Source organism: Cupriavidus sp. C2SS-8b, assembly GCF_057073745.1.
On record NZ_CP172717.1, the window covers coordinates 2510942 to 2532684 of the forward strand.

Consider the following 21743-nt stretch of genomic DNA (forward strand, 5'->3'; position numbering starts at 1 on the left):
CGTCGCGCAGAAATGGGTACGCTACGCTCACGCGAACTCGCCACCCTGCGTGGGAAGTGCGCAAAGGGACTCAGGCGTGGTTCGGAGCCGTGGTTTCCGCATCCGGCGCGTGCAGGCGACGGTACAGGTCGTCGATGCGCTCACGGCTGGACCGCAATTCTTCACGGCCCTGCTCGGTGAGCAGATAGACGCGGCCGATGCCGTCGCGCAATACGCTCTGCAGGTAGCCTTCCATCTGCAACGCGCGCAACAGCGGCCTCACGCTGCCGATATCGACCTGGAAGCCATATTCCATCAACATTTCTGCGAGCATGGCCACGGTCGCTGGGACTTCCATGGCGAACTGCAGGACGTAAACACGGGCGAGCAAGCCCAGGAACTGTCGTTTCATGTCGCAGGCAACGCGGAACGGTGAAGGCCGGTTGACGCAAGTTATGCAATGTGGAGCATGCGCGACCGGCGGGATCGCCGTGGCAACTTGCAAACATGCCGGCAAATGCCAAGCTTGCGCCTGGTTGCGGCAAAAAAGAAGCCGCCAGGTTCCTGGCGGCTTGTCGGGAATGCGTCGGAGGGGTCAATTAACTCTGGCGCAGACCAGATTTTAGTTTGATCGAAGTGCCATTGTCACGCGCCTGTCGCATATCCCCCTCTATGGAGGGGTGCCGCTGAAAGCTCCTTGCAAGGTCACGTCGCAGGGGTGCTAACGGATCGGCCGATTTCCTCGCAAAAATGGAAGGAACTGCCGCCTTTCATGATGATTTGTGCGTATTTTGCGAGATGCACCGGTTTCGCCGCCCCAAATGAACGGGTCCGAAAACGGCTTGCGACTGAACCGGGCGTGGGCGTTTAATTCGCCATGCCGATGTCCAGACGCAGAACCATGAAACCCGCCGATCTTGTCCGCCTGCTCTCGCTGGCCGCTCTCTGGGGCGCCAGCTTCCTGTTTATCCGTATCGGGGCGCCCGTGCTCGGGCCCTTGACAGCTGCCTTCGTGCGGGTGCTGATTGGCGCGGTCACGCTCGCCGCCTGCCTGCCCTTGCTCGGCTTGCGCTGGGACATGCGCGGCAAATGGCCGGCCGTGCTCACGGTGGGCGTGGTGAATTCCGGTATTCCGTTCGCCATGTATGCCATTGCCGCGCTCTGGCTGCCGGCGGGATACTCCGCCGTGTTCAATGCCATGACGCCGCTGATGGGTGTGCTGATCGGCACCCTGTTTTTCGCCGAGCGCCTGACGCGCGCCAAGGCGGCCGGCGTGATGCTGGGCATTGCGGGCGTGGCCGTGCTCACGCGTACCGGGCCCGTGGCGTTTTCGGTGGACGTGCTGCTTGGCGCGCTGGCGTGCCTGGTGGCGACGGCTTGCTACGGGCTGGCCGGCTTCCTGACGCGGCGCTGGATCACCGAACGCGGCGGGCTGGACAGCCGCCTGGTCGCCGCCGGCAGCCTGGTCGGGGCTACGCTGTTCCTGCTCCCGTTCAGCCTTGGCTCGCTGGCGCAGCACAATACGCTGCCCGATGCCGGCGCCGGGGTGTGGGGCGCCATGCTCGGGCTCGGCGTGGTCTGCACCGCGCTGGCCTATATCCTCTATTACCGGTTGATTGCCGATCTGGGCCCGGTGCGCTCGCTGACGGTCACATTCCTGATTCCGCCGTTCGGCATTGTCTGGGGCGCGCTGTTCCTCAATGAGTCGCTGTCCTGGGCGCACCTCGCCGGTGGCGCGCTGATCGGCGGCGCTGTGTGGATGGTGCTGCGCCCGGCACGCCCGCTACCGCAACCCGAGCCCGCGCGCGGCTGAGAGCAGGGATTCAGGTGCTGGCGACGACGTTGTAGCGCTCGCGCACCAGCATCACCACGCGCCGCGCCTGGCGCAGGTTGCGCACGGCATCGGCTTCGGTGCGCTCGGGAAAATCCACTTCGGCGCTCCAGTTGCAGCCGGTATGGTCCGGCCGGTGCACGCAAAGCGCGCGCAGCTGGCAGTCCTGGCAGCCCGGCTCCTGGCGCAGGCAGACGTTGATCAGGCGCTTCAGTTCGGACAGAGGCTTGGGCAGTCGCTCCATGATCAGCTCCGCTAGTCGCGCCCCGCCGGTCAGCCGGCTGGCGTTTCCGCCCGGCATTCGGGGCAGATGCCATACAGGACCAGCATGTGCTCGCGCAGCGCGAAGTCGTTATCCGCCGCGACCTGGCGCTGGCGCTGCTCGATCCTCTCGTCCCGGAATTCCTCGACGCGTCCGCAGCTCACGCAGATCAGGTGATCGTGGTGACCACCTTCGTTGAGCTCGAACACCGCGTGGTCCGACTCGAAGCTGTGGCGCAGCAGGATCTCGGCCTGCACCAGCTGGTTGAGCACGCGGTACACGGTCGAGAGCCCGGCGTCATCGTCCTGCGCGAGCAGGATGCGGTAGACATCCTCGGCGCTCAGGTGGCGCCGCTCGCAGGTACGGAACACCTCCAGGACGCGCATGCGGGGCGACGTCGCCTTGAGGCCGGCGCGCTTGAGGTGGGCAGGATCGGACATCACGGTTGGCATGGCATGCGGCTGCGGTCGCCGTCCGTGGACGGCGTCGGGGAAACTGCTGAAATGGCGGGAAGACGTCCGGAGCGCCCTTGCGGTGCGTCCCGGACGTGGCGCCGTGCTGTACGGCGCGCGGAATAAAAAGGCGGCCTGGCTTGTCGACGGATGACGCGGTCGGGAAAGCGGGGTCTGGTTGCTTTCCCGACCATTCGGCGACTGGCTACTGCCAAACGCTCCGCGTTACGGAGCGGTCCCCACAAAAGTCGGTAACAGGATGCCGCCTGCTGGCGACGATCCGGAAATTCTTTCCGGCAGTCCGGCTGGTTCGCCGCGTATCGCGACGATGGCGACGGTGGCGACGGTGGCGACGGTGCCAGGCTGACCGGCTTGTCTGGTTTGCGTTGCCGCTGCGTCAGACAGTGATGCCATGGTAAATGGGAATCGATCTCATTACAAGACCTATTTTGAAGTTTTTGGTCCGGTGCGAGGCCGGCCTGCAGCGTGGTATCTGCTTCGAGCGGGGAGTCGTCACCTCCCCTCCCGCCATCAATCGCTGGCCGTGAAGCCCGACGCCTCCACCACGGGCTTCCACTGCGCACGCTGGTCGCGGATCATCTTGCGCAGCGTGGCGCCGGATTGACCGTTCACCTCCATGCCCAAGGCCGCCATCTTTTCGCGGACATCCGTCGACCGGGTCGCGTCAAGCAAGGCCTTTTCGAGCTGCGCTACAGTCGCCGGCGGCGTGCCCGCCGGGACGAACGCCGAGTACCAGCCCGACGCCAATTCAAAGCCCGGTGCGCCGGCTTCGGCAAGCGTCGGCACATCGGGCAGCAACGACGTTCGCTTCGTGCCGGTGACGCCAAGGAAGCGAATCTTGCCGGCGCGGTACAACTCCATCTGGCCGCCAACGGCATCGATACCAAGCGGCAGCGTCCCGCCGATCTCATCGGTCAGCATCATCACCGCGCCGCGATAAGCGGTCGGCAACAGCGGCACGCCGATTTCCTTGCTCAGCGTCAGCACGCCGAAGTGGATGGTGCCGCCAAGCGTGACCAGCCCGACACCGCCCTTGGCCGGCTGGCGCTTCACCCACGCCAGGTATTCCTGCATGGTGCGATAGGGCTGGCCCGCCCCGGTCGATGCCACCAGCGGCACGTCTGCCAGATAGGCGACGGGCACGAGATCCTTGTCGGGATCGTAAGGCAGTTGCTTGTAGGTCAGCGGAAAGATGGTGAACGGCGGCGCGGGCGAGATCAGGATGGTCTTGCCATCCGGGTGCGCGCGCCGGACTGTGTCGAGTGCCAGCCGCGCCGAAGCGCCCGGGCGGTTCTCGACCAGCACCGGCGTGTTCAGCGATACGCGCAACTTCTCCGCCAGCGTGCGCGCGAAGATATCGAGCGCGCCGCCGGCCGCGAAGCCGACCACGATGCGCGTGGGGGTTTCGCTGCCCGCGGCCGCGGCAGCACTGGATACGGCGCTGACGCCGAGGGCCACGCTCAAAACAGCCGCGAGGCGCTTCAGGACGATTCGGAACGGCATATTGACTCCTTTGCTCAGGCGGCCTGCAGCGTGGTATCCGCTTCAAGCGGATAGATCGGGCGCCGCAAATTGCGGAACGGGAACAAGCTGTAGTCTGAGCTGCAGACGCCGGGGCCCGCCACCAGCACGATGTCCTTCGCAATCGGCTCGAAGCCCGCGCGGAAATGCTGGCGCGACTTGATCAGCACGTACTTGCGGCGCGACAGGTCGATGCCCGCGTGCGTGAACACGCCCGTATCGAACGGCTCCTGCGGCTTCTCGCAGACCACCACGAGCGTGCCGTTCACGTCCAGCACGACGGTGCGGCCCAGGCTCAGCTTCATGCCCGTGAACATCGGCCCGGTCACCTGGTAGTTGCCGTCGGTGATGCACTGGACCCGCCCCGTCAGCGTCAGCGGGCGGCCCTTCAGCCCCAGCGCCGGCATATCGGTCTTGCCGCCGACCTCGAGCGTCACAGTGCTGCCGACGCCCCCATCGATCAGCTGCGCGACCGCGACCGGGTCCCAGAACGGCCCGGCCACCACGCCCTCCAGTCCTTGCCGCAGCACTTCGGCCAGCACCGTCATCTCGTCGGTTGGGCCACCGGCGCCGCAGTTGTCGCCGTGGTCGACCAGGATCACCGGCCCTGCCTCGGCAGTGCGCGCCCGCGCGATCGAGGCCTCCATCGGCTCGATTGGAAACACGAAATCGGCGCGGCGTTCCCAGGCCATGCCGCACAGGTCGTCGAGCAGCCGGCGGCCTGCCTCGGCGCGGTCGGCATCGGCGACGATCACGACCGTCAGCCCGGTATGCGCAATGTCGGCCAGCGGGAAACCGCCGAACACCGATGCGTTCAGCACTTCGCCATCGCACTCGGCGGCCATGGCGCGGTCCATGATGTCCTTCATCGGCTGTTCGCGCGGGGTCTGGCGCAGCATGTGCGTGAGCATCGGCAGCGTGCGCCACAGCATCACCGGGCGGGCCTCGCCGCGCAGCGCGGCCATCAGCGTGCGCGCGGCGCGGGCGCCGGTCTCGTAGACATCGACGTGCGGATAAGTGCAGTAGCCCGCGATGACGGTGGCGTTGTCGATCAGCGCCGCGCTGAAGTTCGCGTGGAAGTCGAGCGACACGGCAATCGGCACATCGGGCGCCACGGCACGGATGCGCGCCAGCAGTTCGCCTTCGGCATCGGGATAGCCCTCCGCCACCATCGCGCCGTGCAGGTCGAGCATGACCGCATCGCAGCCTTCACGCACCGCCGCGACAATGGTTGCCGCCATCGACTCGAACGCGTCGGCCGTGACCACGCCGCTGGGCACCGCGTTGGCCATCAGCGGCATCACGAACGTGTCGCCCTGGCGCTCGACCAGATCGATGAACGCTGCCGCGGCGCTGTTGGTGCCACGGCAGGCGCGCGCGGCTTCCTCGCCGTGCAACGGGCCATCAGTGCTGCCGCGATTGAACGCGTGCAGCGGCGTCGGGATCGGCGAGAAGGTATTGGTTTCATGCCGCATCAGGGCAATGACAAAACGCATGGTATGGACTCCTGTGCGGGGCGTGCCGCGAGAATCAGTTGGCTTCGAGATCGACGTTGCGCGCGATCGCGCCATAGCGCAGCGTCTCCGCGTGCAGGAAGCGGCGGCTTTCCGCCGGGGGCGCCAGCACGGACTCATACGCAAGCGTCTGCAGCCGCGCCTGGAAGTCAGGCTCCTGGACGCTGGCCTTCACTTCCTTGTAGAGACGGTCGATGGTCTCGGGCGGCGTGCCCGCCTTGACGACGAGCGACAGGTTCGCACCGATCAGCAGTCCTTCCTTGCTGTCGGCCTTCTGCAACGCCAGGTTCGGGAACTGCGCCACGGGCTTGCCCTGCAGCGCGGCCAGCGGCCTGGCCTTGCCGTCGCTGACATAGTTGACCGAGGAGCCGATCACATCGACATGCGCATAGGTCTGGCCCCCGATCAGGTCCGCCATGGCCGGCGGCGAGCCACGGTAAGGCACGATGGTGAAGTCCAGCCCGTTGCGGCGCTTCCAGTCCGCCAGCGCGAGATGCGCGGCGCCGCCGACGGTATTGATGCTGATCGACACCTTGCCCGGGTTCTGGCGGATATACGCCGTCAGCTCGGCCAGGTTGGTCTCCTTGCGATCGGTGCGCGTGATGATCCAGTGCGGCACCGTATTCAGAACGGTAACCGGCGTGAAATCGGTGTCCGGGCGGTAACGCAGGCCCTTGATCGTGTGCGGATTGATATTGAGCGTGCCGTCGCTCGCGAGCAGCAGCGTGTTGCCGTCGGCCTTTTCCTTGAGCACGGACAGCGCGCCCGGCACCGTGGCGCCGCCGGCGATGTTCTCCACCACCACGGGCTGGCCGAGCCGCGTTTCGAGCTTGCGTGCCAGCGTGCGGCCGACGATGTCGTAGGAACCACCGGCCGGGAACGGCACCACCAGGCGCAAGGGCCGGTCGGGCCACGCTGCGCCGGCGGCGGCACCGGCATACGTCATCGCCACCAGGGCCGTGCCGGCGAAAGCACTGCGAAGCACGGCGGCAAGTCGGGTCGTACGGATCATCAGTCTCCTTCCGAGGTCTGGATGCCTCGTCTTGAATGTTTCGGACCCGGCCGACTATAGGGGAACTCCACTTTCACAAAAAGCGAATTAAAATGTCTCCAAGTTGAGAAAATGGTTAACTTCACAGCAAGCCGCGATATGCCGTCCATGCCTTCCGCCGATCCGCTCGAATCCGCCGGCTTCCCGCTTGCTCGCCTGAAGCTGCGCCACCTGCGCGTCATCGTGGCATTGGGCGAGATGCAGACCGCGGCGGCAGTCGCCGCGCGCTTCCATGTCAGTCCGGCCGCCGTGTCGAAAACGCTCGCGGAGATCGAGGACATCGTCGGCATGGCACTGTTCGCGCGCGGGCGCCGCGGGCTGGAACTGACGGAACCGGGCCGCGAGATGGCGGCCCATGCGCAGGTGCTGCTGGCGCAGCTCGAACGCCTGGCGGAGTCCATGCACGCGGTACGCGCGGGCAACCAGGGCGAACTGCGGCTGGCGTTCCGGACCATGTCGGTGCAGCCGTTCCTGGCGCAGGCCATGAGCGACTTCTACCGCGACAACCCGCGTGTAGAGATCAGCGTGATCGAAGGCGGGATCGGCGAACTGGCCGAGCAATTGCTGCACGGCTCGCTGGACCTGCTGTTCGCGTACGGCGATCCGCGCCTGTCGCAGCCCGCGCTGCGCAGCACGCCCGTCGTGCCCGCGCAGAAGGTGGTCGTCGTTGCCAGCCCGGACCATCCGCTGCTGGCGCGCCGCAAGCTGACGGCGCAGGCCTTGTCCGAGCAGCAATGGTGCATCCCGGCCACAGGGTCGCGCATGCTTCATTTGCTGCAGGTGGCCTTCCACGCGCTTGGCGCACCCGCGCCGTCACGCGGCATCCGCACCAGCGATGTCGCGGCCACGGCCAGCCTGATGCAGACCGGGCACTACCTGTCGGTATTTCCGGAGCGCATCGCGGCGCAACTGACATCGGCCAAGGTGGCGCGGGTGCTGCGCTTCGAGCTCGATGCCCGCGTCGAGCCGGTGGTGGCCGTCTGGAATGGCGAGATCACGTCACGCACGGCCGCGCAGCGCTTTCGCGAATTCGTGCTGCAGCGGGCCACGCAGGATGCCGTGAGCGATGCGAAGCCACTGCTGGCGGCTCGCGCGGTCGCGGCGGCGGGACTGGTGCCGCGCCACCGCAAAGAATGAGCGGGGTACCGCGCAGCACCATTCCGCGAACCGTCCGCGGGCAGCGGCGCGCGAAGCCGTCAGTGTGCTATCGCACCAATGGGCCTCCGCGGCCCGGCGCCGCAACCCGGTTCCCTCCCTGCCCAGACGCGTTGATGCGGCGCACCGCACACACCGCCCGCGCCCCATCGCCTACAGTACTTGCTATCTGCCGGCGCATGCAGCGCCTTCCCGCCAGGAGAGCCGCCGTGGCACAACAACAAGACCGTCGCCGTTTCCTGGGCGCCGCGCTAAGTGGCCTGCTGGCCCCCGCCCTGCCCGCCTGTGGCGGCAATGACGATACCGACCCGCCGCCGCAGCCCGGCCCTGTCCCCGACGCGCAGATCACGCAGGCGATCGCACAGGTCGATACGCTGGCCGCCAACCTGATGGCCAGTTCCGGCGTGCCCGGCATGGCCGTCGCCGTGGTGCGCGGCAACCAGACCGTCTACGCCAGGGGCTTCGGCCGCCGGGTGGTGAGCGACCCCGCGCCGGTCGACGCCGATACCGTGTTCCAGCTGGCCTCGGTGTCCAAGCCGATCGGCGCCACCGTGGTGGCACGGCAGGTCGGGCGCGGCAGCATCCGCTGGGACACGCCCGTCATCCAGCAGCTGCCGTGGTTCGCGCTGTCGGAGGCCGACACCACGCAAGCCGTCACCGTTGGCGATTTCTATGCGCATCGATCCGGGCTGCCCGACCATGCCGGCGACCGGCTCGAAGACATGGGCTACGATCGCCGCGAGGTGCTCACGCGCCTGCGCTTCTTGCCGCTGAACCCGCTGCGCGCGGCCTACGCGTACACCAACTTCGGCATGACCGCCGCGGCAGAAGCCGTGGCGACCGCGGCCGGCGTCGACTGGGCCACGCTGTCGGAACAGGCCATCTACCAGCCGCTGGGCATGACCCGCACCAGTTCGCGCTATGCCGACTTTGCCGCGCGCGACAACCGGGCGCTGGGGCACGTGAAAGTCAACGACAGCTGGGTGCAGGGCCTGGGCACCATGCCGGATGCGCAATCGCCCGCGGGCGGGGTCAGTTCCTCGGTCAACGACATGGCGAAATGGCTGGCCATGCTGCTGGCCAGCGGCGACTATGCCGGCCAGCACATCGTCGATGCCGCAGCCCTGGCGCCCGCACTGGCCCAGCAGATGCAAAGCAGCCCGCCCGTCAACGGCCGCCCGGCGGGCTACTACGGCTACGGCTTCAACATCGGCACGACGGAGCTGGGCCTGACCTCCTACAGCCATTCGGGCGCCTTCGCGGTGGGTGCGGCGACCAGCTTCACCGCGCTGCCGGCGCTGAAGCTGGCCATCGTCACGCTGACCAACGGGTACCCGATCGGCATCCCCGAAACGCTGAACGCGCAGTTCCTCGATTTGGTCCAGTTCGGCGCCTTCCGCCGCGACTGGGGCAAGATCTTCGGTGATGGCCTGGCATCGCTGCTGCGGCCCGAAGGCCGGCTGCTGGGACAGCCGCCGCCCGCCAACCCCTTGCCGGCGCGCGCGCAGTCGGCCTACACCGGCACCTATCGCAACGACTACTACGGGCCGCTGCAGGTCGCCGAGCAAGGCGGCACGCTGGTGATGACGCTCGGTGCCAGGCCGCTGGTGTTGCCGCTGACACACTGGGACGGCGATGTCTTCACCTTCACGCTCCACAACGAGAACGCGACCCCGGGCACGATCTCGCGCGCGGCCTTTGCCAGCGACCAGGTGTGGCTGGAGTATTACGACCACGAGGGGCTCGGCAGCTTTATCCGCTGAGTGGCGTCGCCTTCCGGGCTTCTATTCGCAGTGTTCGCGCGCCAGCGACTCGCGCGTATAGCCATGCCGCACGCGCAGCTGATGCTCGACCGCATCGGCCTGGTCCAGGCACGCGAACATGACGTCGTCCCTGGCGCGCTGCGACACGCCTTTGAGCCGCGGGGCCTCGTAGGCGATGCGGCGCGCGCGGCAGCGCAGGAACAGCAGCGTCTCGGTGCTGGCGGACGCCAGTTGCTCCTTGTCGATGCGCCTGCATTCGACCAGGTCCTGGGCCCACGATGGCTCGCTCGTCACGAGCAGCATCAGGCACAGCCATCTGCGCAAGGAAGGGGACATCGGCATGGAATCGGGGACGCTCAGGCTCATCATTGTCCACCGGCGCGCGTGTTTCAAGCGGCCCGGCATGCTGCGGCAGCGTCGCACCCGCGAGACAGTGTGTCCAGGAAACGGGACAATCGGCCGCCAGCCCCGTCGCCACGTAACGAATGTTGCAGCGCAATAGACTTCTGCACCATGTCGGGGTGTGCAGCGGTCCCTGATCCGGGTAACCGCCACGGCCGCAAGAACTCCATGGTGATCTCGGTGCTGATGATGTGCTTCGGCTCGCTGCTGATTGCCGGCCTGCCGACTTATGCCAGCATCGGCAACTGGGCGCCGGCGCTGCTGCTGCTCGCGCGCCTGATCCAGGGCTTGTCGGTTGGCGGCGAATACGGCACCACGGCCACTTATATGAGCGAGGTGGCGCTGCGCGGACGGCGCGGGTTCTTCTCGTCGTTCCAGTACGTCACGCTGATCGGCGGCCAGTTGCTGGCGGTGCTGGTGGTGGTGATCCTGCAGCAGCTGCTCGATGAAGCGGAACTCAAGGCCTGGGGCTGGCGCATTCCGTTCGTGGTCGGCGCGATCACCGCGGTAGTGGCGCTGTTCCTGCGCCGCACGCTGCACGAGACCTCGTCTGCGGCCACGCGCGGCAGCAAGGAAGCCGGCAGCGTCGCGGAGATCTTCCGCAACCACAAGGCCGCCTTCTTCACCGTGCTGGGCTACACCGCCGGCGGCTCGCTGATCTTCTACACCTTCACCACGTATATGCAGAAGTACCTGGTCAACACGGCCGGCATGTCGATCAAGACGGCCAGCTACGTGATGACCGGCTGCCTGTTCCTGTACATGTGCATGCAGCCCGTGTTCGGCGCGTTGTCGGACCGCATCGGCCGCCGCAGCAACATGCTGCTGTTCGGCGCGCTCGGCGCGCTGGCCACGGTGCCGATCCTGACTGCGCTGCGTACTGTGTCGAGCCCGGAACTGGCGTTCGTGCTGATCGCCGTGGCGCTGGCCATCGTCAGCTTCTATACGTCGATCAGCGGTATCGTGAAGGCGGAAATGTTCCCGGCCGAAGTGCGGGCGCTTGGCGTTGGCCTGGCCTATGCGATTGCCAACGCAGCGTTTGGCGGCACGGCCGAATACGTGGCGCTGGGGCTCAAATCCGTCGGCCACGAGACCGCGTTCTACTGGTATGTCACCGCGATGATGGTGGTCGCCTTCCTGGTCAGCCTGCGCCTGCCGCGCCAGGCCAGGTACCTCCATCACGAGCACTGAACGCCGTGCCGGCGGCAGGTGTCGCCGGCTGCGCGTGGCACACTACGGGGCGGATGCTGCCGCCGGCAGCCTGCACCCCGAACCGCCTTCTTCCCCCATCCATGGATCTCAACGCCCTGCGCCTGTTCGTCGACATCGTCGATGCCGGCAACCTCAGCGCCGCCGCGCGCAAGCTCAAGATGACGCGGGCCAATGTCAGCTACCACCTGAAGGCGCTGGAAGAAGAGCTGGGCGTCCAGTTGCTGCGGCGGACCACGCGCCACGTGGAACCCACGCCCGTGGGTGCCGGGCTCTATGAGCACGGCCGCAATATCCTGGGCGAGGTCGCAGCGGCCAATGCGCTCATCAGCAATATGGGCAAGAGCATGCAGGGCCATGTGCGGCTGTCGGTGCCGACCGGCCTCGGCCACACCATGCTGTCGCCATTGCTGGTGCAGTTCAAGCAGCGCTATCCCGACATCCTGCTCGACGTGGTGTTCGACAACCGCGTGCATAACCTGGTGTCGGAAGACGTCGACGTGGCCTTGCGCATCATCTCCACGCCGCCCGATTCAGTGGTGGCGACGGAGATCGGCGAAGTCGACTGGGTGGTCTGCGGCGCACCGGCCTACCTGGCGGCGCACCCGGCGCCGAAGGTATTGGCGGAGTTGGGCGGGCACGCGGTGGTATGCGCGTCGCCGGTCGGTCAGAAGCTCAAGGTATCGGGTACGCCTCCGCATGGCGGCGCCGCGCGCGAGCAGGTCGTGCTGGAGCCCACGCTCAGTTCCGACAACTTCGCGTTCCTGAAGGAAGGGGTGATGGCCGGGCTGGGCATCGGGCTGTTCCCGATCTACGCCATTGGCGACGAACTGGCCAGCGGCGCGCTCACCTCGCTGCTGGACGGCTATCGCATCAGCGTGTTCGGCAGCCGGCTCTATATGCTGACCATGCCCAACCGCTACCAGACGCTGGCCACGCGCTGCCTGCTGACCTTCCTGAAAGCCGAACTCCAGGCCGTGTGGCCGCGGCTGCACGATAGCGCAGCGGCACGCCAGGGCTGACCCCACCGTCTATAGTAGGTACACAAGGAAAACCCTTGTCCCCGCCGGTTGCCCGGGAGCGACCGGCCTTCGCATCCAGAGGAGCAATCATGGCCCTGGCAAGCACGCTGGCGAGCTGCATGAGCAGCAAGAATACGCAGTACGACATCGTCCACCATCCCTACACCCTCAGCAGCATGGCCACTGCCGAGGCTGCGCACGTACCCGGAGACCGCCTGGCCAAGACCCTGCTGCTGGAAGACGAGAACGGCTATGTCGCCGCCGTGATCCCGTCGAACCATCACCTGCACATGGCTGCGCTGTGCGAGCAGACAGGCCGCAAGCTGGTGCTGGCGCATGAAGATGAAATTCGTGAGGTCTTCAAGGACTGCGACCTCGGCGCGATCCCGCCCGTGGCCATGGCGTATGGCATGCAGACCTATGTCGACGACAGCCTGATGAAACACCCCGACGTGTATTTCGAGGCGGGCGACCACCAGGAGCTGGTGCACATGAGCATGGATCAGTTTTCGAACCTGATGTCGGATGCCGAACCGGGGCACTTCTCGCGGCGCATGATGTAGATGGGTTCTCGCGACGACACAACGGCCGGCAATGCGCCGGCCGTTTTTTGTTTGATTCTTCGCTGAATTACGGGACGTCGTGCTTGGTGCTGCTCGGCAGAGTTCACTGGTTATGACGGGGACGTCGCTCTTGGCAGACGTGGCCGTTTCGCAGGCGTAGCCTGCGAGTCACTTTTTGTCCGAGCGACAAAAAGTAACCAAAAAACGCGTTGGCTTGTCCTAACGGACGAATATTGATCGTAGTGTGCGGAGAATTTCGTACGGGTACTCGCTTCAGAGTATGCCCCGCTGCCTGCCGCATGGTGCGCGTCCGCCTGCAGGCTCTCCAGCAATGATTGAACCAGCCCCGAACCTGTCCGTGGCCCGACACTACCAGCGTTATCGCATCATCGCCTTCGGCTGCTACGCGGCTCACAAGTCGGCAGGTGGGACGACATCAACGGCGCAGTTGCTGGTGCTTCCCTTTCCCCTCTGCCATTCCCCTTTGGTTTTCACCGTGCGCGCAGCGCGACTGGCTTTTTGCCACGCCAGCCAAGAACGACACCCCGCAATTCGCCGAAGAACCCTTTACTTTGCACTGCAGTCAAGCGTGTACCGAGCCACCACCGTGTTCCCGTCCCGCAGCGTCAGCCCCACTTCACAATTGCCGCCCGGCACCGGCGTCACTGCCATGGAAGACAGCTGACTGGGCTGGTTCTGCTGCACGTGCACCGTGCCGCTCTGCGCGACGGACGACGAGCTTCCCTGCCCGCTGCTGCGCAACCGGATGTCGTACTGCAGATCCGCCTCGCGCGCCGCGCTGACATAGGCGGCGATCATCGTCACCCCATTGGCGGCATGCGATTCCAGCCAGGCCTGCAGGTGGATATCGGCTTGCATATCGTTCTCCGAGTCATGACGTTGCGGCCGCGTCGCCCGGCAGCGCCGGTGCGCTGTCATCCTTGAGCGCCACGCCGGAACAACCAAGCGCGGCCGCGCCGCGCAGCAGGAATACCAGCCGCTCGGCCGCCTGCGCGTAGGGCAAGCCTTCGGGGCGCACGTTGGAGATGCAGTTGCGCTCCGCGTCCGTGCGGCCGACGCGCGGCGCATAGGTCAGGTAGAGGCCCAGGCTGTCGGGCGAACTGAGCCCCGGCCGTTCGCCGATCAGCATCACGACCTGGCGCGCGCCGGTCAGCTCGCCCACTTCATCGCCCAGCGCCACGCGCGCTTGTTCGGCGATCACGACCGGCGCCACGGTCCAGTCCTGCGGCAGCCGTTCGCGCACGGCACGCAGCAGCGGCACCGCGTGACCCTGCGCAGCCAGCGCGGACAGGCCATCGGCAATGACGAAGACCACATCGGGCACCGGCTCGGCATGCGCCTTCGCCAGCCGCGCACGGCTGGCCTCATCGAGCCTGCGGCCCAGGTCGGGGCGGCGCAGGTAATGCGCGCGATCGGGCGCGGCGCTGTGGACCGGCACGCTGGCAAACCCGGCCTGCGCGAGCGCGGCTTCGACGGCCGCACGATCCAGCGGCAAGTGCACCGCATCGCGTGCCTGCGCATGCGCCAGACCGAAGGCCAGCACGGTGTCGGTCGTCTGGCTGTGCCCGGCGCGGCCGAGCGCAATGCGCGCACGCGTGAACTGGCGCAACTGCTGCCAGGGATTGTGCTGCGTGACGGTGGACGGTGGTTGGGTCATGGCGTCGGCTACAGCGAATGCGCCAGTTCAAGCAGCGGCTGCCGGTCCGCGGGCTCGAGCAGGCGTCCGCTGGCATCGGCGATGCCCATGCGCTGCAGCCAGGCCTCGAACTCCGGCGCGGGCCCCAGGCCCAGGACCTCGCGCAGGTACAGCGCGTCGTGGAACGACGTGCTCTGGTAGTTCAGCATGATGTCGTCGGCCCCCGGCACGCCCATGATGAAGTTGATGCCCGCCACGCCGAACAGCGTCAGCAGCGTGTCCATGTCGTCCTGGTCGGCCTCGGCATGGTTGGTGTAGCAGACGTCGCAGCCCATCGGCACGCCCAGCAGCTTGCCGCAGAAATGGTCTTCGAGCCCGGCACGGATGATCTGCTTGCCGTCATACAGGTACTCGGGGCCGATGAAGCCCACCACCGTATTGACCAGCAGCGGCGAGAACCGCCGCGCCACCGCATAGGCGCGCGCTTCCATGGTCTGCTGGTCCACGCCATGGTGCGCGTTGGCCGACAGCGCGCTGCCCTGCCCGGTCTCGAAGTACATCACGTTGTTGCCGACCGTGCCGCGCGCCAGCGACTGCGCGGCATCATGCGCCTCGGCCAGCAGCGACAGGCTGATGCCGAACGCAGCGTTGGCGCGCTCGCTGCCCGCCACCGATTGGAACACCAGGTCCACCGGCGCGCCCTGCTCCATGGCGCGCAGGGTGTGGGTGACATGCGTTAGCACGCAGGACTGCGTGGGGATATCGAAGCGGCAGCGCAGGTCATCGATCATGCGCAGCAGCGACACGATCGCACCGAGGTTGTCCGATGCCGGATTGACGCCGATGGTCGCATCGCCGCAGCCATACATCAGCCCGTCGATGATCGACGCCGCAATGCCCTTGGGATCGTCGGTCGGATGGTTCGGCTGCAGCCGCACGGACAGGCGGCCCGGCAAGCCGACCGTGCTGCGAAAGCGCGTGACCACGCGACACTTGCGCGCGACCGCGACAAGATCCTGGTTGCGCATGAGCTTGCTGACCGCCGCGGCCATCTCGGGCGTGATGCCACGCGCCACGCGTGCGAGCGTGGCGTTGTCGGTCTCGTGCAGCAATAGCCAGTTGCGGAAGTCGCCCACCGTGAGGGATGCAATCTCGGCGAAAGCGCCGGCATCGTGGCTGTCGAGGATCAGGCGGGTCACCTCGTCGTCCTCATACGGGACCAGCGCTTCGGACAAGAAGTGCGACAACGGCACGGCGGCAAGTGCCATGCGCGCCGCCATGCGCTCTTCCTCGCTCGCGGCGGCAATGCCGGCCAGGCAGTCGCCGGACCGGGGAGGGCTGGCCTTGGCCAGCAAGGTACGCAGGTCGGCGAAGACGTGGCGGTGCTGGCCAACCGTGTGGACAAAGGCCATGGGCGCGGGCTCCCCGGAGCGATGGCGTGTGCCGGTATGGCTACTATAGTCGTTCGGATTTGCAAGCAACCGGCTGCGTGTCCGGAATGCCGCGATATTGCACAGCGGGTGCAGCGCCGACACGTGCCTTCCCGGGCATCCCGCTTTCCGGTGTCGTCCTCCTCCTATAGCGTTGTCGGCCCGACACCGACAGCGACCCTGCGGTTCGATACCTAGTATCCAGATGCCACCCATGCGGTAACAGCATAAGGAGAAGCGCCATGGACCGCCGCCAGTTCCTCAAGTGGGGAAGCTTCATGACCGTTTCCGTAGCCGCCGGCGGACTCGCCGCATGCGGCGGCGGCGGCGACTCGGAGCCACAGCCCTCCGACATGGGAAATCCCGAGAACTTCAACTTCCTGCACGGCGTCGCTTCGGGCGACCCGAAGCCTGACAGCGTCGTGGTCTGGACGCGTGTGGACGGCAGCAACGGCCAGCGGCCGGTGCAGGTGCGGCTCCAGGTGTCGGCGCAGCAGGACTTCGGCACGCTGCTCGTCAACCAGCTGCTTCCCGCGCTGCCCGACTGGGACTACACCTTGCGCAACAAGGTCACTGGTCTCTCGCCGTCGACGCAGTACTACTACCGCTTCATGCTCGGCGACCGAGCCAGCACGGTCGGCCGCACGCGTACCGCCGCGCCCGCCGGCACGCCGCTGTCGCAACTGCGCTTTGCCTTCATCTGCTGCCAGGACTGGAACGTCAACCACTGGGCCGGCATGGAAGAACTTGCGCAGCAGGACCTGGACTTCGTCGTCCACGTGGGCGACTACATCTACGAGGCCGTGCCCGGCGGTTCGCGCAACGGCAACGTCGAGGACCGGCATGGCGTCCTGCAACTGCCGAACGGCACCGCGCTGCCGGACGGCTCGGTGTATGCCACCACGCTCGCCGATTATCGATACCTGTACCGCAACTATCGCAGCGACACGCGTTTGCAGACGCTGCACGCAGCCTTCCCGGTGATCGCCATCTGGGACGACCACGAGTTCTCCGACAACTGCTGGCAGGACCGCCAGACCTACAGCGCCACCGACGACGCGACACCGCGCACCGCGCGGCGGCGCAGTGCCAACCAGGCGTGGTTCGAGTTTCTGCCGGCCGATGTCACGATCGACCTGAACAATCCTTCGTTCCAGAACATCCAGATCTACCGGTCGTTCACGTTCGGCAACCTGGCCACGCTGTTGATGACCGACGAGCGCCTCTACCGTGCCGACCACATCATTCCGGAGACGTCGACCGGGGGCGCGATCGGCAGCCGGCAGTTTGTGCGAGCCGACACGCTGGCCGCCGCCGAGGCCGACAAGATCGCGGCTGCGGGCAATGCGCTGACGCCGGTGAGCATGCTGGGCGACACCCAGCGCGCCTGGTGGCAGGACCATGTCGGCGGCGCCAACACCACGTGGAAGCTGTGGGGCAACGAACTGGCCATGCTGCGCATGCAGGTGGACATCCCGCAAGCGCTCGCCGACCTGATCGCAAAGGAACTCGCGCAGCTCAACAGCTTGCTGGCACCTGTGGTGGCCGACGCGGCCGCCGCGCTGGCCAGCGACCTGCGTGGCGCCAGGGCGGCTGGCACGCTGGCGGGACTGGCGTACACCGCGTTGCGCAACGTGGCGTCGCGCGTGGGCATCAGCAGCGCCACCTTCGACTCGACCATCAAGCCATTCATCGACAAGCGCCTGCCGCCGATCGAACTGCTTGACCGACTCATCCTCAATGCCGACCAGTGGGACGGCTACAACGCCGAGCGCAAGAACCTGATGGCGTTCCTGAAGACCCACGGCGTGCGCAACGTGGTCACGCTGAGCGGCGATATCCATGCGTTCTTCGCCGGACAGGTGATGGACGACTACGATGCCGCGAGCCCGACATCTGTCATGGTCGACCTCGTCACGGCCGGGGTATCGAGCAACACGCTGCTGAGCCGGCTGCGCGCGCTGGTCGACAACGACCAGGCCTTCGCGGCGCTGCACGACCTGATCTACACCAACGCGGGCGGCGCGGTGGTGAACACCCTCGATGCCACGCTGCGCACCTTCAACCCGTGGCTGCGGCACGTCCGGACCAATGCCGAAGGCTATGCGCTGGTGACGCTCACCCCTGCGAAGCTCAGTTGCGCCTTCCATGTGATGAAGCCGCTGGAGGGCACCACAGCGCCAGCCCAACCGGCCACGGCCAGCGTGCAGGTGATCGAAGTGGCCTCGGGGGCTACGGACGTCACGCTCGTGTAGTCCGGTTTGCGGATGACCGTGCGCGCGTCGGGGCACTGATCGCGGATTGGCCAGCGGACGTGCGCGAGCACGCGTGGGCGCTGGCCTTCGCTGCAGCATAGCGGGCGCGTTCAGCGCGTTCTTGCCTCCGCGGCGCGCGCGATGCGGCCGCTACGGCTGGCTTCGATCAGCAGGGTCACCATCAGCATGACCAGTGTCATCGCGAACACGGCATAGCCGACATTGCCGCCCTCGATCGCGAAGAGATCCGGCGAGTAGGTTGGGCTGGTGCAGATCATGGTGCCGGCCGACATACCCGTATAGTGCATGCCGCAAACCGCGAGGCCGATCACGATGGCGGCGCCGAATTGCAGCGGCCCGCTCTTTACCGTAGTCGCCAGCCACAGGCCGATCACAGAGACCACGACCGCGATCAGGACGGACAGTCCGACGATGAAGGGATTCCAGTCGAACAGCGTATTCGAGTGGATCGCCGCCATGCCGGTGTAGTGCATGGCAACGACCCCGAGGCCGGTCAGCACGCCGCCCTTGATGGCATTGCCGCTGCGGTTGCCTTGTGGGCGCGAGGCGATGACAAGGCCTGCGCCGACCGGCACCATCACTGCCACCAGCGACAGCAGGGTCAGCAACATGTCGAATTCGCGATGGGTTGGCGTGTGGTAGGCGACCATACCGATAAAGTGCATCGACCAAACGGCGCCGCCGCCGATGCTGGCCGCGGCGCATAGCAGGCGGTCGATATCGACGCGCCCGTCACGCCCGCGCATGCGTCGTGACCATCGCAGCCCGACGTAGGCGCCGCACACCGAGATCAGGAAAGACAGCCCCACCAGGAGCAGGTCATACTGGAACGGCACGATGGTGCCCGGCAATGCCTGGAATCCGGCAAACATATCCCACCTCCCCAGAAACCCACGGCGGCGCCGTTCACACTGCCTTCGTACCGGCTGCCGTCGGATGGCTGAAATTGCGGCGCTTGTTTTTTGTTCTTGCCCAAGCGCGTGCACGTGGCCGCTTTTATGAATGCGGGGTCAGTATGCTGGCTGGCATGGGCGTTGCCCATAACTCATTGAAGGTAAATGGTTCGTTGGTGAAGGGAGATATGGGGGGATGATGGCATTTCCTTATACGGAAGTCACGACTCTTCCCGTAGTGCTTGAATGGTGAGCGCGGCGTCCATGGTTCGCTGCATGCCGATCCAGATCGTCTTAGCGCCGGGCTCGCCATCGCTCTTCCGCCCAAGGAAGCCACCCAGGGAAGCAACCAACCGAATCATCTGATTGAGTGTGACCGGTGTCTTCGGGCGAGCTTTCTTGGAGAGCACGTATGCTCCCCGAATCTCGTCGGCATCAAAGAACAGCGACGCATCAAGATCCGGGCAGGTTCTGCCCAACCGCATCAGGCGGGCAATGCGCCACGCCACCACCATATACAGCGCCAAGGCCCGCTCTACACGATCCATGTGCGATAGCTGTAGCGCTTCGACCTTGCAGCCGGTCTTCAGGACATGGAAGAACATCTCCACTTCCCATCGGGCTCGGTACCAGTCGACGAGCTCGATGACAGCATCGGCGTCCTGCGCTTCTCGGTTCGTCAACAGCCGCCAAACCACTGGCTTGATGCCTGCGGGCGCTCCTATCTCCCTGGCCTCTACACAGGTAAGCGCAGGGCCATCCAGACCGGGCAGCCTCATACGTTTTGCGCGTAGTTCCTGTCTGACCTCGCGCGCTTTCTGGCCTGCACGCCCTGGCAAGATAAAGGTGATTTCCCCGAGTACCGGGCTTGCGTCGACGCTACCCCACAACTTGCCGCCCTCAGCAAGGTTGCGGTTGTGTTGACTGCGGATCAGCCAGTCGGCCGGTTGGCCAAGTTCCTGGGCGCGCGCCAGCAACTCGGCGATGTCCCCCTCGCGATCCGTCACATACACCAGCCGTGTCTGGGGCAGCATCGCGGCTTGCTCCGCCACCCGTTCGTACCCCTCAATCCAGCGTACGCTTTCCTTGATCCCGCCGCGGTTCCCGTCGGCGTCCTTTGGCTCGCGAGCCCACATCCAGGCATCGATCACCCCCAGAGGTTCACGGTCAGGCGTCACCGCGTAGGTCGGATGCAAATACATGCCCCGCTGGGCTTCGTAGCTCAACGGACCCAGCCCGTTCATCTCCTGGCCATTGAAGTTCAGCTCGGTCGTATCAGCGATACACAGCACCACCGGGAACTGTGCGACTCTGGCCGCCGTGCGTTCCCAATGCGGCTGCATCACGTCCCGCCAATCGATCTGCTCATTGCTGAGAAAGCGATACGCCGCAATGGTTTGCGACCAGTCATCGCATGCGCCGGGAATGCTGGCCGTAGGCAGGGCCGCAAACCGTTTGAGCAACTCCTTGGCCCGTCGATCCCGCCGCGGATCACCAAGATCCAGACTCTCAAATTCCTCGTCCACCCATGCCCCCGACTCGTTGCTCATTGCTGCACGAAAATCCGAGAGTAAACGCGAGTCTGTCGAAGTTAACAACCCCTTACCTTGAAATTGCCGCGGCCTCAGGCTCCATGCCACAGCGTGGAGGCGGTCCTACTTCTGTATAACGAGATGGGATGATGGGGGGTGTTGTGCTTGGCGGGCGCTGACGTTTCGCCGGCGTAGCCGAGAAGCACCAGCATCGGCGCCGTTGATGCCCCCGACTCACCGACTAGTGAGCCGCGCAGCAGCCGAAGGCGATGATGCGATAACGCTGGCAGTGTCGGGCCACGGACAGGTTCGGGGCTGGTTCAATCATTGTCGGAGAGCCTGCATACGGACGCGCTCCACGCGGCAGGCAGCGGGGCAGGCTCTGAAGCGAATACCCGTACGAAATTCTTCGCACACTATGATCAATATTCGTCCGTTAGGACAAGCAAACGCGTTTTTTGGTTACTTTTTGTCGCTCGGACAAAAAGTGACTCGCAGGCTACGCCTGCGAAACAGCGGCGCCTGCCAAGCACGAACACCGGGTCAAAACCCATCTCTTCCCAAAATCGCCCCCCGCACATTCTTCACATGCGCCGCCCCGGCCACCTCGGCCGCATCAGGATCCCCGGAAAGCACCGCCGTAGCGATACGCCGATAGTCATCCAGCCGCATGCGTGGCAGCGAAGCGAGCCGGTGCTGCGCGTGCACGATCGGCATGTGGATGGTTGGAAACAGCCGCCGCAGTTCGCGGTTATCGCCCATCTCCAGCAGCGTGCGGTAAAAGTGCCGCCGGTTACCGGAAAAGGCCTCCATGTCATGAGCCTTTTCCGCCGCGACCAGTCCCTGTACCGAAGCCCGCAAGGCCTGCACAAGCGACCGATTCGCACAGCCGCGCGTGGCCGCGCGCGCTAGCAGACCCGTCATGCGTTCCGCGACATCCAGCACGTCCAGGGTTTCCTGCAGACTCAACCGCCGGATGATCGCACCCCGATGACGCGGGAGGTCGACAATACCCTCAGCCGCCAACCGCTGCAGCGCCTCCCGCACCGAATTGCGGCCGACGCCGAATTGCGCCACCAGGTCGGTTTCCACCAGCCGCTGGCCAGGCGCGAAGCCTCCCAGCTCCAGACCATTCACGATGCCGAAGAACACAGTGTCGGAAGCGCTGCGGCCCGCCGGGCCGGACACAACGGGCGTATCGCTGGACATA

Annotated in this window: 20 protein-coding genes; 7 read left to right on the forward strand and 13 right to left on the reverse strand. The window is 65.9% G+C overall.

From position 1 onward, the window contains the following. Nucleotides 1-70: 70 nt before the first annotated feature. Entirely contained in the window at nucleotides 71-391 is a 321-nt protein-coding gene (locus ACIGJB_RS28290) for a PadR family transcriptional regulator (RefSeq protein ID WP_483733254.1), read from the reverse strand. Between the two features lie 489 nt (nucleotides 392-880). Between ACIGJB_RS28290 and ACIGJB_RS28295 the strand changes: the two genes are divergently transcribed. Next, nucleotides 881-1792, forward strand: coding sequence for a DMT family transporter (locus tag ACIGJB_RS28295; protein WP_483733255.1), 912 nt, complete (start codon nucleotides 881-883; stop codon nucleotides 1790-1792). Between the two features lie 10 nt (nucleotides 1793-1802). Here ACIGJB_RS28295 and ACIGJB_RS28300 read toward each other — a convergent pair whose 3' ends face one another. The 5 genes from ACIGJB_RS28300 to ACIGJB_RS28320 form a co-directional block, all read right to left on the reverse strand. Then, the gene (locus tag ACIGJB_RS28300; protein ID WP_483733256.1) at nucleotides 1803-2054 is read right to left on the reverse strand and encodes a hypothetical protein; all 252 of its coding nucleotides are present in this window, start codon (nucleotides 2052-2054) and stop codon (nucleotides 1803-1805) included. A 29-nt stretch (nucleotides 2055-2083) separates the two neighbouring features. Continuing rightward, nucleotides 2084-2524: a ferric iron uptake transcriptional regulator gene (fur, locus tag ACIGJB_RS28305; RefSeq protein WP_483712667.1), complete on the reverse strand. Its 441-nt coding sequence runs from the start codon at nucleotides 2522-2524 to the stop codon at nucleotides 2084-2086. 531 nt (nucleotides 2525-3055) lie between these two features. Beyond that, complete coding sequence (locus ACIGJB_RS28310) at nucleotides 3056-4048, reverse strand: tripartite tricarboxylate transporter substrate-binding protein (protein ID WP_483733257.1); 993 nt, start codon at nucleotides 4046-4048, stop codon at nucleotides 3056-3058. Nucleotides 4049-4062: 14 nt separating this feature from the next. Next, entirely contained in the window at nucleotides 4063-5562 is a 1500-nt protein-coding gene (locus tag ACIGJB_RS28315) for a M81 family metallopeptidase (protein ID WP_483733258.1), read from the reverse strand. Nucleotides 5563-5596: 34 nt separating this feature from the next. Then, entirely contained in the window at nucleotides 5597-6592 is a 996-nt protein-coding gene (locus ACIGJB_RS28320; RefSeq protein WP_483733259.1) for a Bug family tripartite tricarboxylate transporter substrate binding protein, read from the reverse strand. Nucleotides 6593-6739: 147 nt separating this feature from the next. On the opposite strand from ACIGJB_RS28320, the gene ACIGJB_RS28325 reads away from it, so the two are divergent. Both ACIGJB_RS28325 and ACIGJB_RS28330 read left to right on the forward strand, forming a co-directional pair. Then, the gene (locus ACIGJB_RS28325) at nucleotides 6740-7768 is read left to right on the forward strand and encodes a LysR family transcriptional regulator (protein ID WP_483733260.1); all 1029 of its coding nucleotides are present in this window, start codon (nucleotides 6740-6742) and stop codon (nucleotides 7766-7768) included. Between the two features lie 197 nt (nucleotides 7769-7965). After that, a complete protein-coding gene (locus ACIGJB_RS28330) occupies nucleotides 7966-9549 on the forward strand; it encodes a serine hydrolase (protein WP_483733261.1) in 1584 nt (527 codons plus the stop codon). A gap of 21 nt (nucleotides 9550-9570) precedes the next feature. Here the strand turns inward: ACIGJB_RS28330 and ACIGJB_RS28335 are convergent, their stop codons facing one another. Beyond that, nucleotides 9571-9885: a hypothetical protein gene (locus tag ACIGJB_RS28335; RefSeq protein WP_483733262.1), complete on the reverse strand. Its 315-nt coding sequence runs from the start codon at nucleotides 9883-9885 to the stop codon at nucleotides 9571-9573. Nucleotides 9886-9984: 99 nt separating this feature from the next. On the opposite strand from ACIGJB_RS28335, the gene ACIGJB_RS28340 reads away from it, so the two are divergent. The 3 genes from ACIGJB_RS28340 (at nucleotide 9985) to ACIGJB_RS28350 (ending at nucleotide 12745) form a co-directional block, all read left to right on the forward strand. Continuing rightward, nucleotides 9985-11142, forward strand: a complete 1158-nt coding sequence (locus tag ACIGJB_RS28340) for an MFS family transporter (RefSeq protein WP_483733263.1) — start codon at nucleotides 9985-9987, stop codon at nucleotides 11140-11142. A 101-nt stretch (nucleotides 11143-11243) separates the two neighbouring features. Further along, nucleotides 11244-12182, forward strand: a complete 939-nt coding sequence (locus tag ACIGJB_RS28345; RefSeq protein WP_483733264.1) for a LysR family transcriptional regulator — start codon at nucleotides 11244-11246, stop codon at nucleotides 12180-12182. A gap of 89 nt (nucleotides 12183-12271) precedes the next feature. Then, nucleotides 12272-12745: an aminoacyl-tRNA deacylase gene (locus ACIGJB_RS28350; RefSeq protein ID WP_483712679.1), complete on the forward strand. Its 474-nt coding sequence runs from the start codon at nucleotides 12272-12274 to the stop codon at nucleotides 12743-12745. 567 nt (nucleotides 12746-13312) lie between these two features. Here the strand turns inward: ACIGJB_RS28350 and csgH are convergent. From csgH to ACIGJB_RS28365, 3 genes are read right to left on the reverse strand one after another with little or no spacing between them, the layout of a single operon-like run. Next, nucleotides 13313-13624, reverse strand: coding sequence for a curli-like amyloid fiber formation chaperone CsgH (csgH, locus tag ACIGJB_RS28355; RefSeq protein WP_483733265.1), 312 nt, complete (start codon nucleotides 13622-13624; stop codon nucleotides 13313-13315). Nucleotides 13625-13637: 13 nt separating this feature from the next. Then, complete coding sequence (gene eutC, locus ACIGJB_RS28360; protein ID WP_483733266.1) at nucleotides 13638-14423, reverse strand: ethanolamine ammonia-lyase subunit EutC; 786 nt, start codon at nucleotides 14421-14423, stop codon at nucleotides 13638-13640. Nucleotides 14424-14431: 8 nt separating this feature from the next. Further along, a complete protein-coding gene (locus ACIGJB_RS28365; RefSeq protein WP_483733267.1) occupies nucleotides 14432-15814 on the reverse strand; it encodes an ethanolamine ammonia-lyase subunit EutB in 1383 nt (460 codons plus the stop codon). Between the two features lie 260 nt (nucleotides 15815-16074). Here ACIGJB_RS28365 and ACIGJB_RS28370 point away from each other — a divergent pair, with 260 nt between their 5' ends. Next, nucleotides 16075-18087, forward strand: a complete 2013-nt coding sequence (locus tag ACIGJB_RS28370) for an alkaline phosphatase D family protein (protein WP_483733268.1) — start codon at nucleotides 16075-16077, stop codon at nucleotides 18085-18087. 110 nt (nucleotides 18088-18197) lie between these two features. On the opposite strand, the gene ACIGJB_RS28375 is transcribed toward ACIGJB_RS28370, so the two are convergent. The 3 genes from ACIGJB_RS28375 to ACIGJB_RS28385 form a co-directional block, all read right to left on the reverse strand. Further along, on the reverse strand, nucleotides 18198-18980 hold the full coding sequence (locus tag ACIGJB_RS28375; RefSeq protein WP_483733269.1) for an MHYT domain-containing protein: 783 nt from the start codon (nucleotides 18978-18980) through the stop codon (nucleotides 18198-18200). A gap of 242 nt (nucleotides 18981-19222) precedes the next feature. Then, complete coding sequence (locus ACIGJB_RS28380; RefSeq protein ID WP_483733270.1) at nucleotides 19223-20551, reverse strand: IS4 family transposase; 1329 nt, start codon at nucleotides 20549-20551, stop codon at nucleotides 19223-19225. 525 nt (nucleotides 20552-21076) lie between these two features. Further along, complete coding sequence (locus ACIGJB_RS28385) at nucleotides 21077-21742, reverse strand: GntR family transcriptional regulator (RefSeq protein WP_483734683.1); 666 nt, start codon at nucleotides 21740-21742, stop codon at nucleotides 21077-21079. Nucleotide 21743 lies beyond the last annotated feature (1 nt).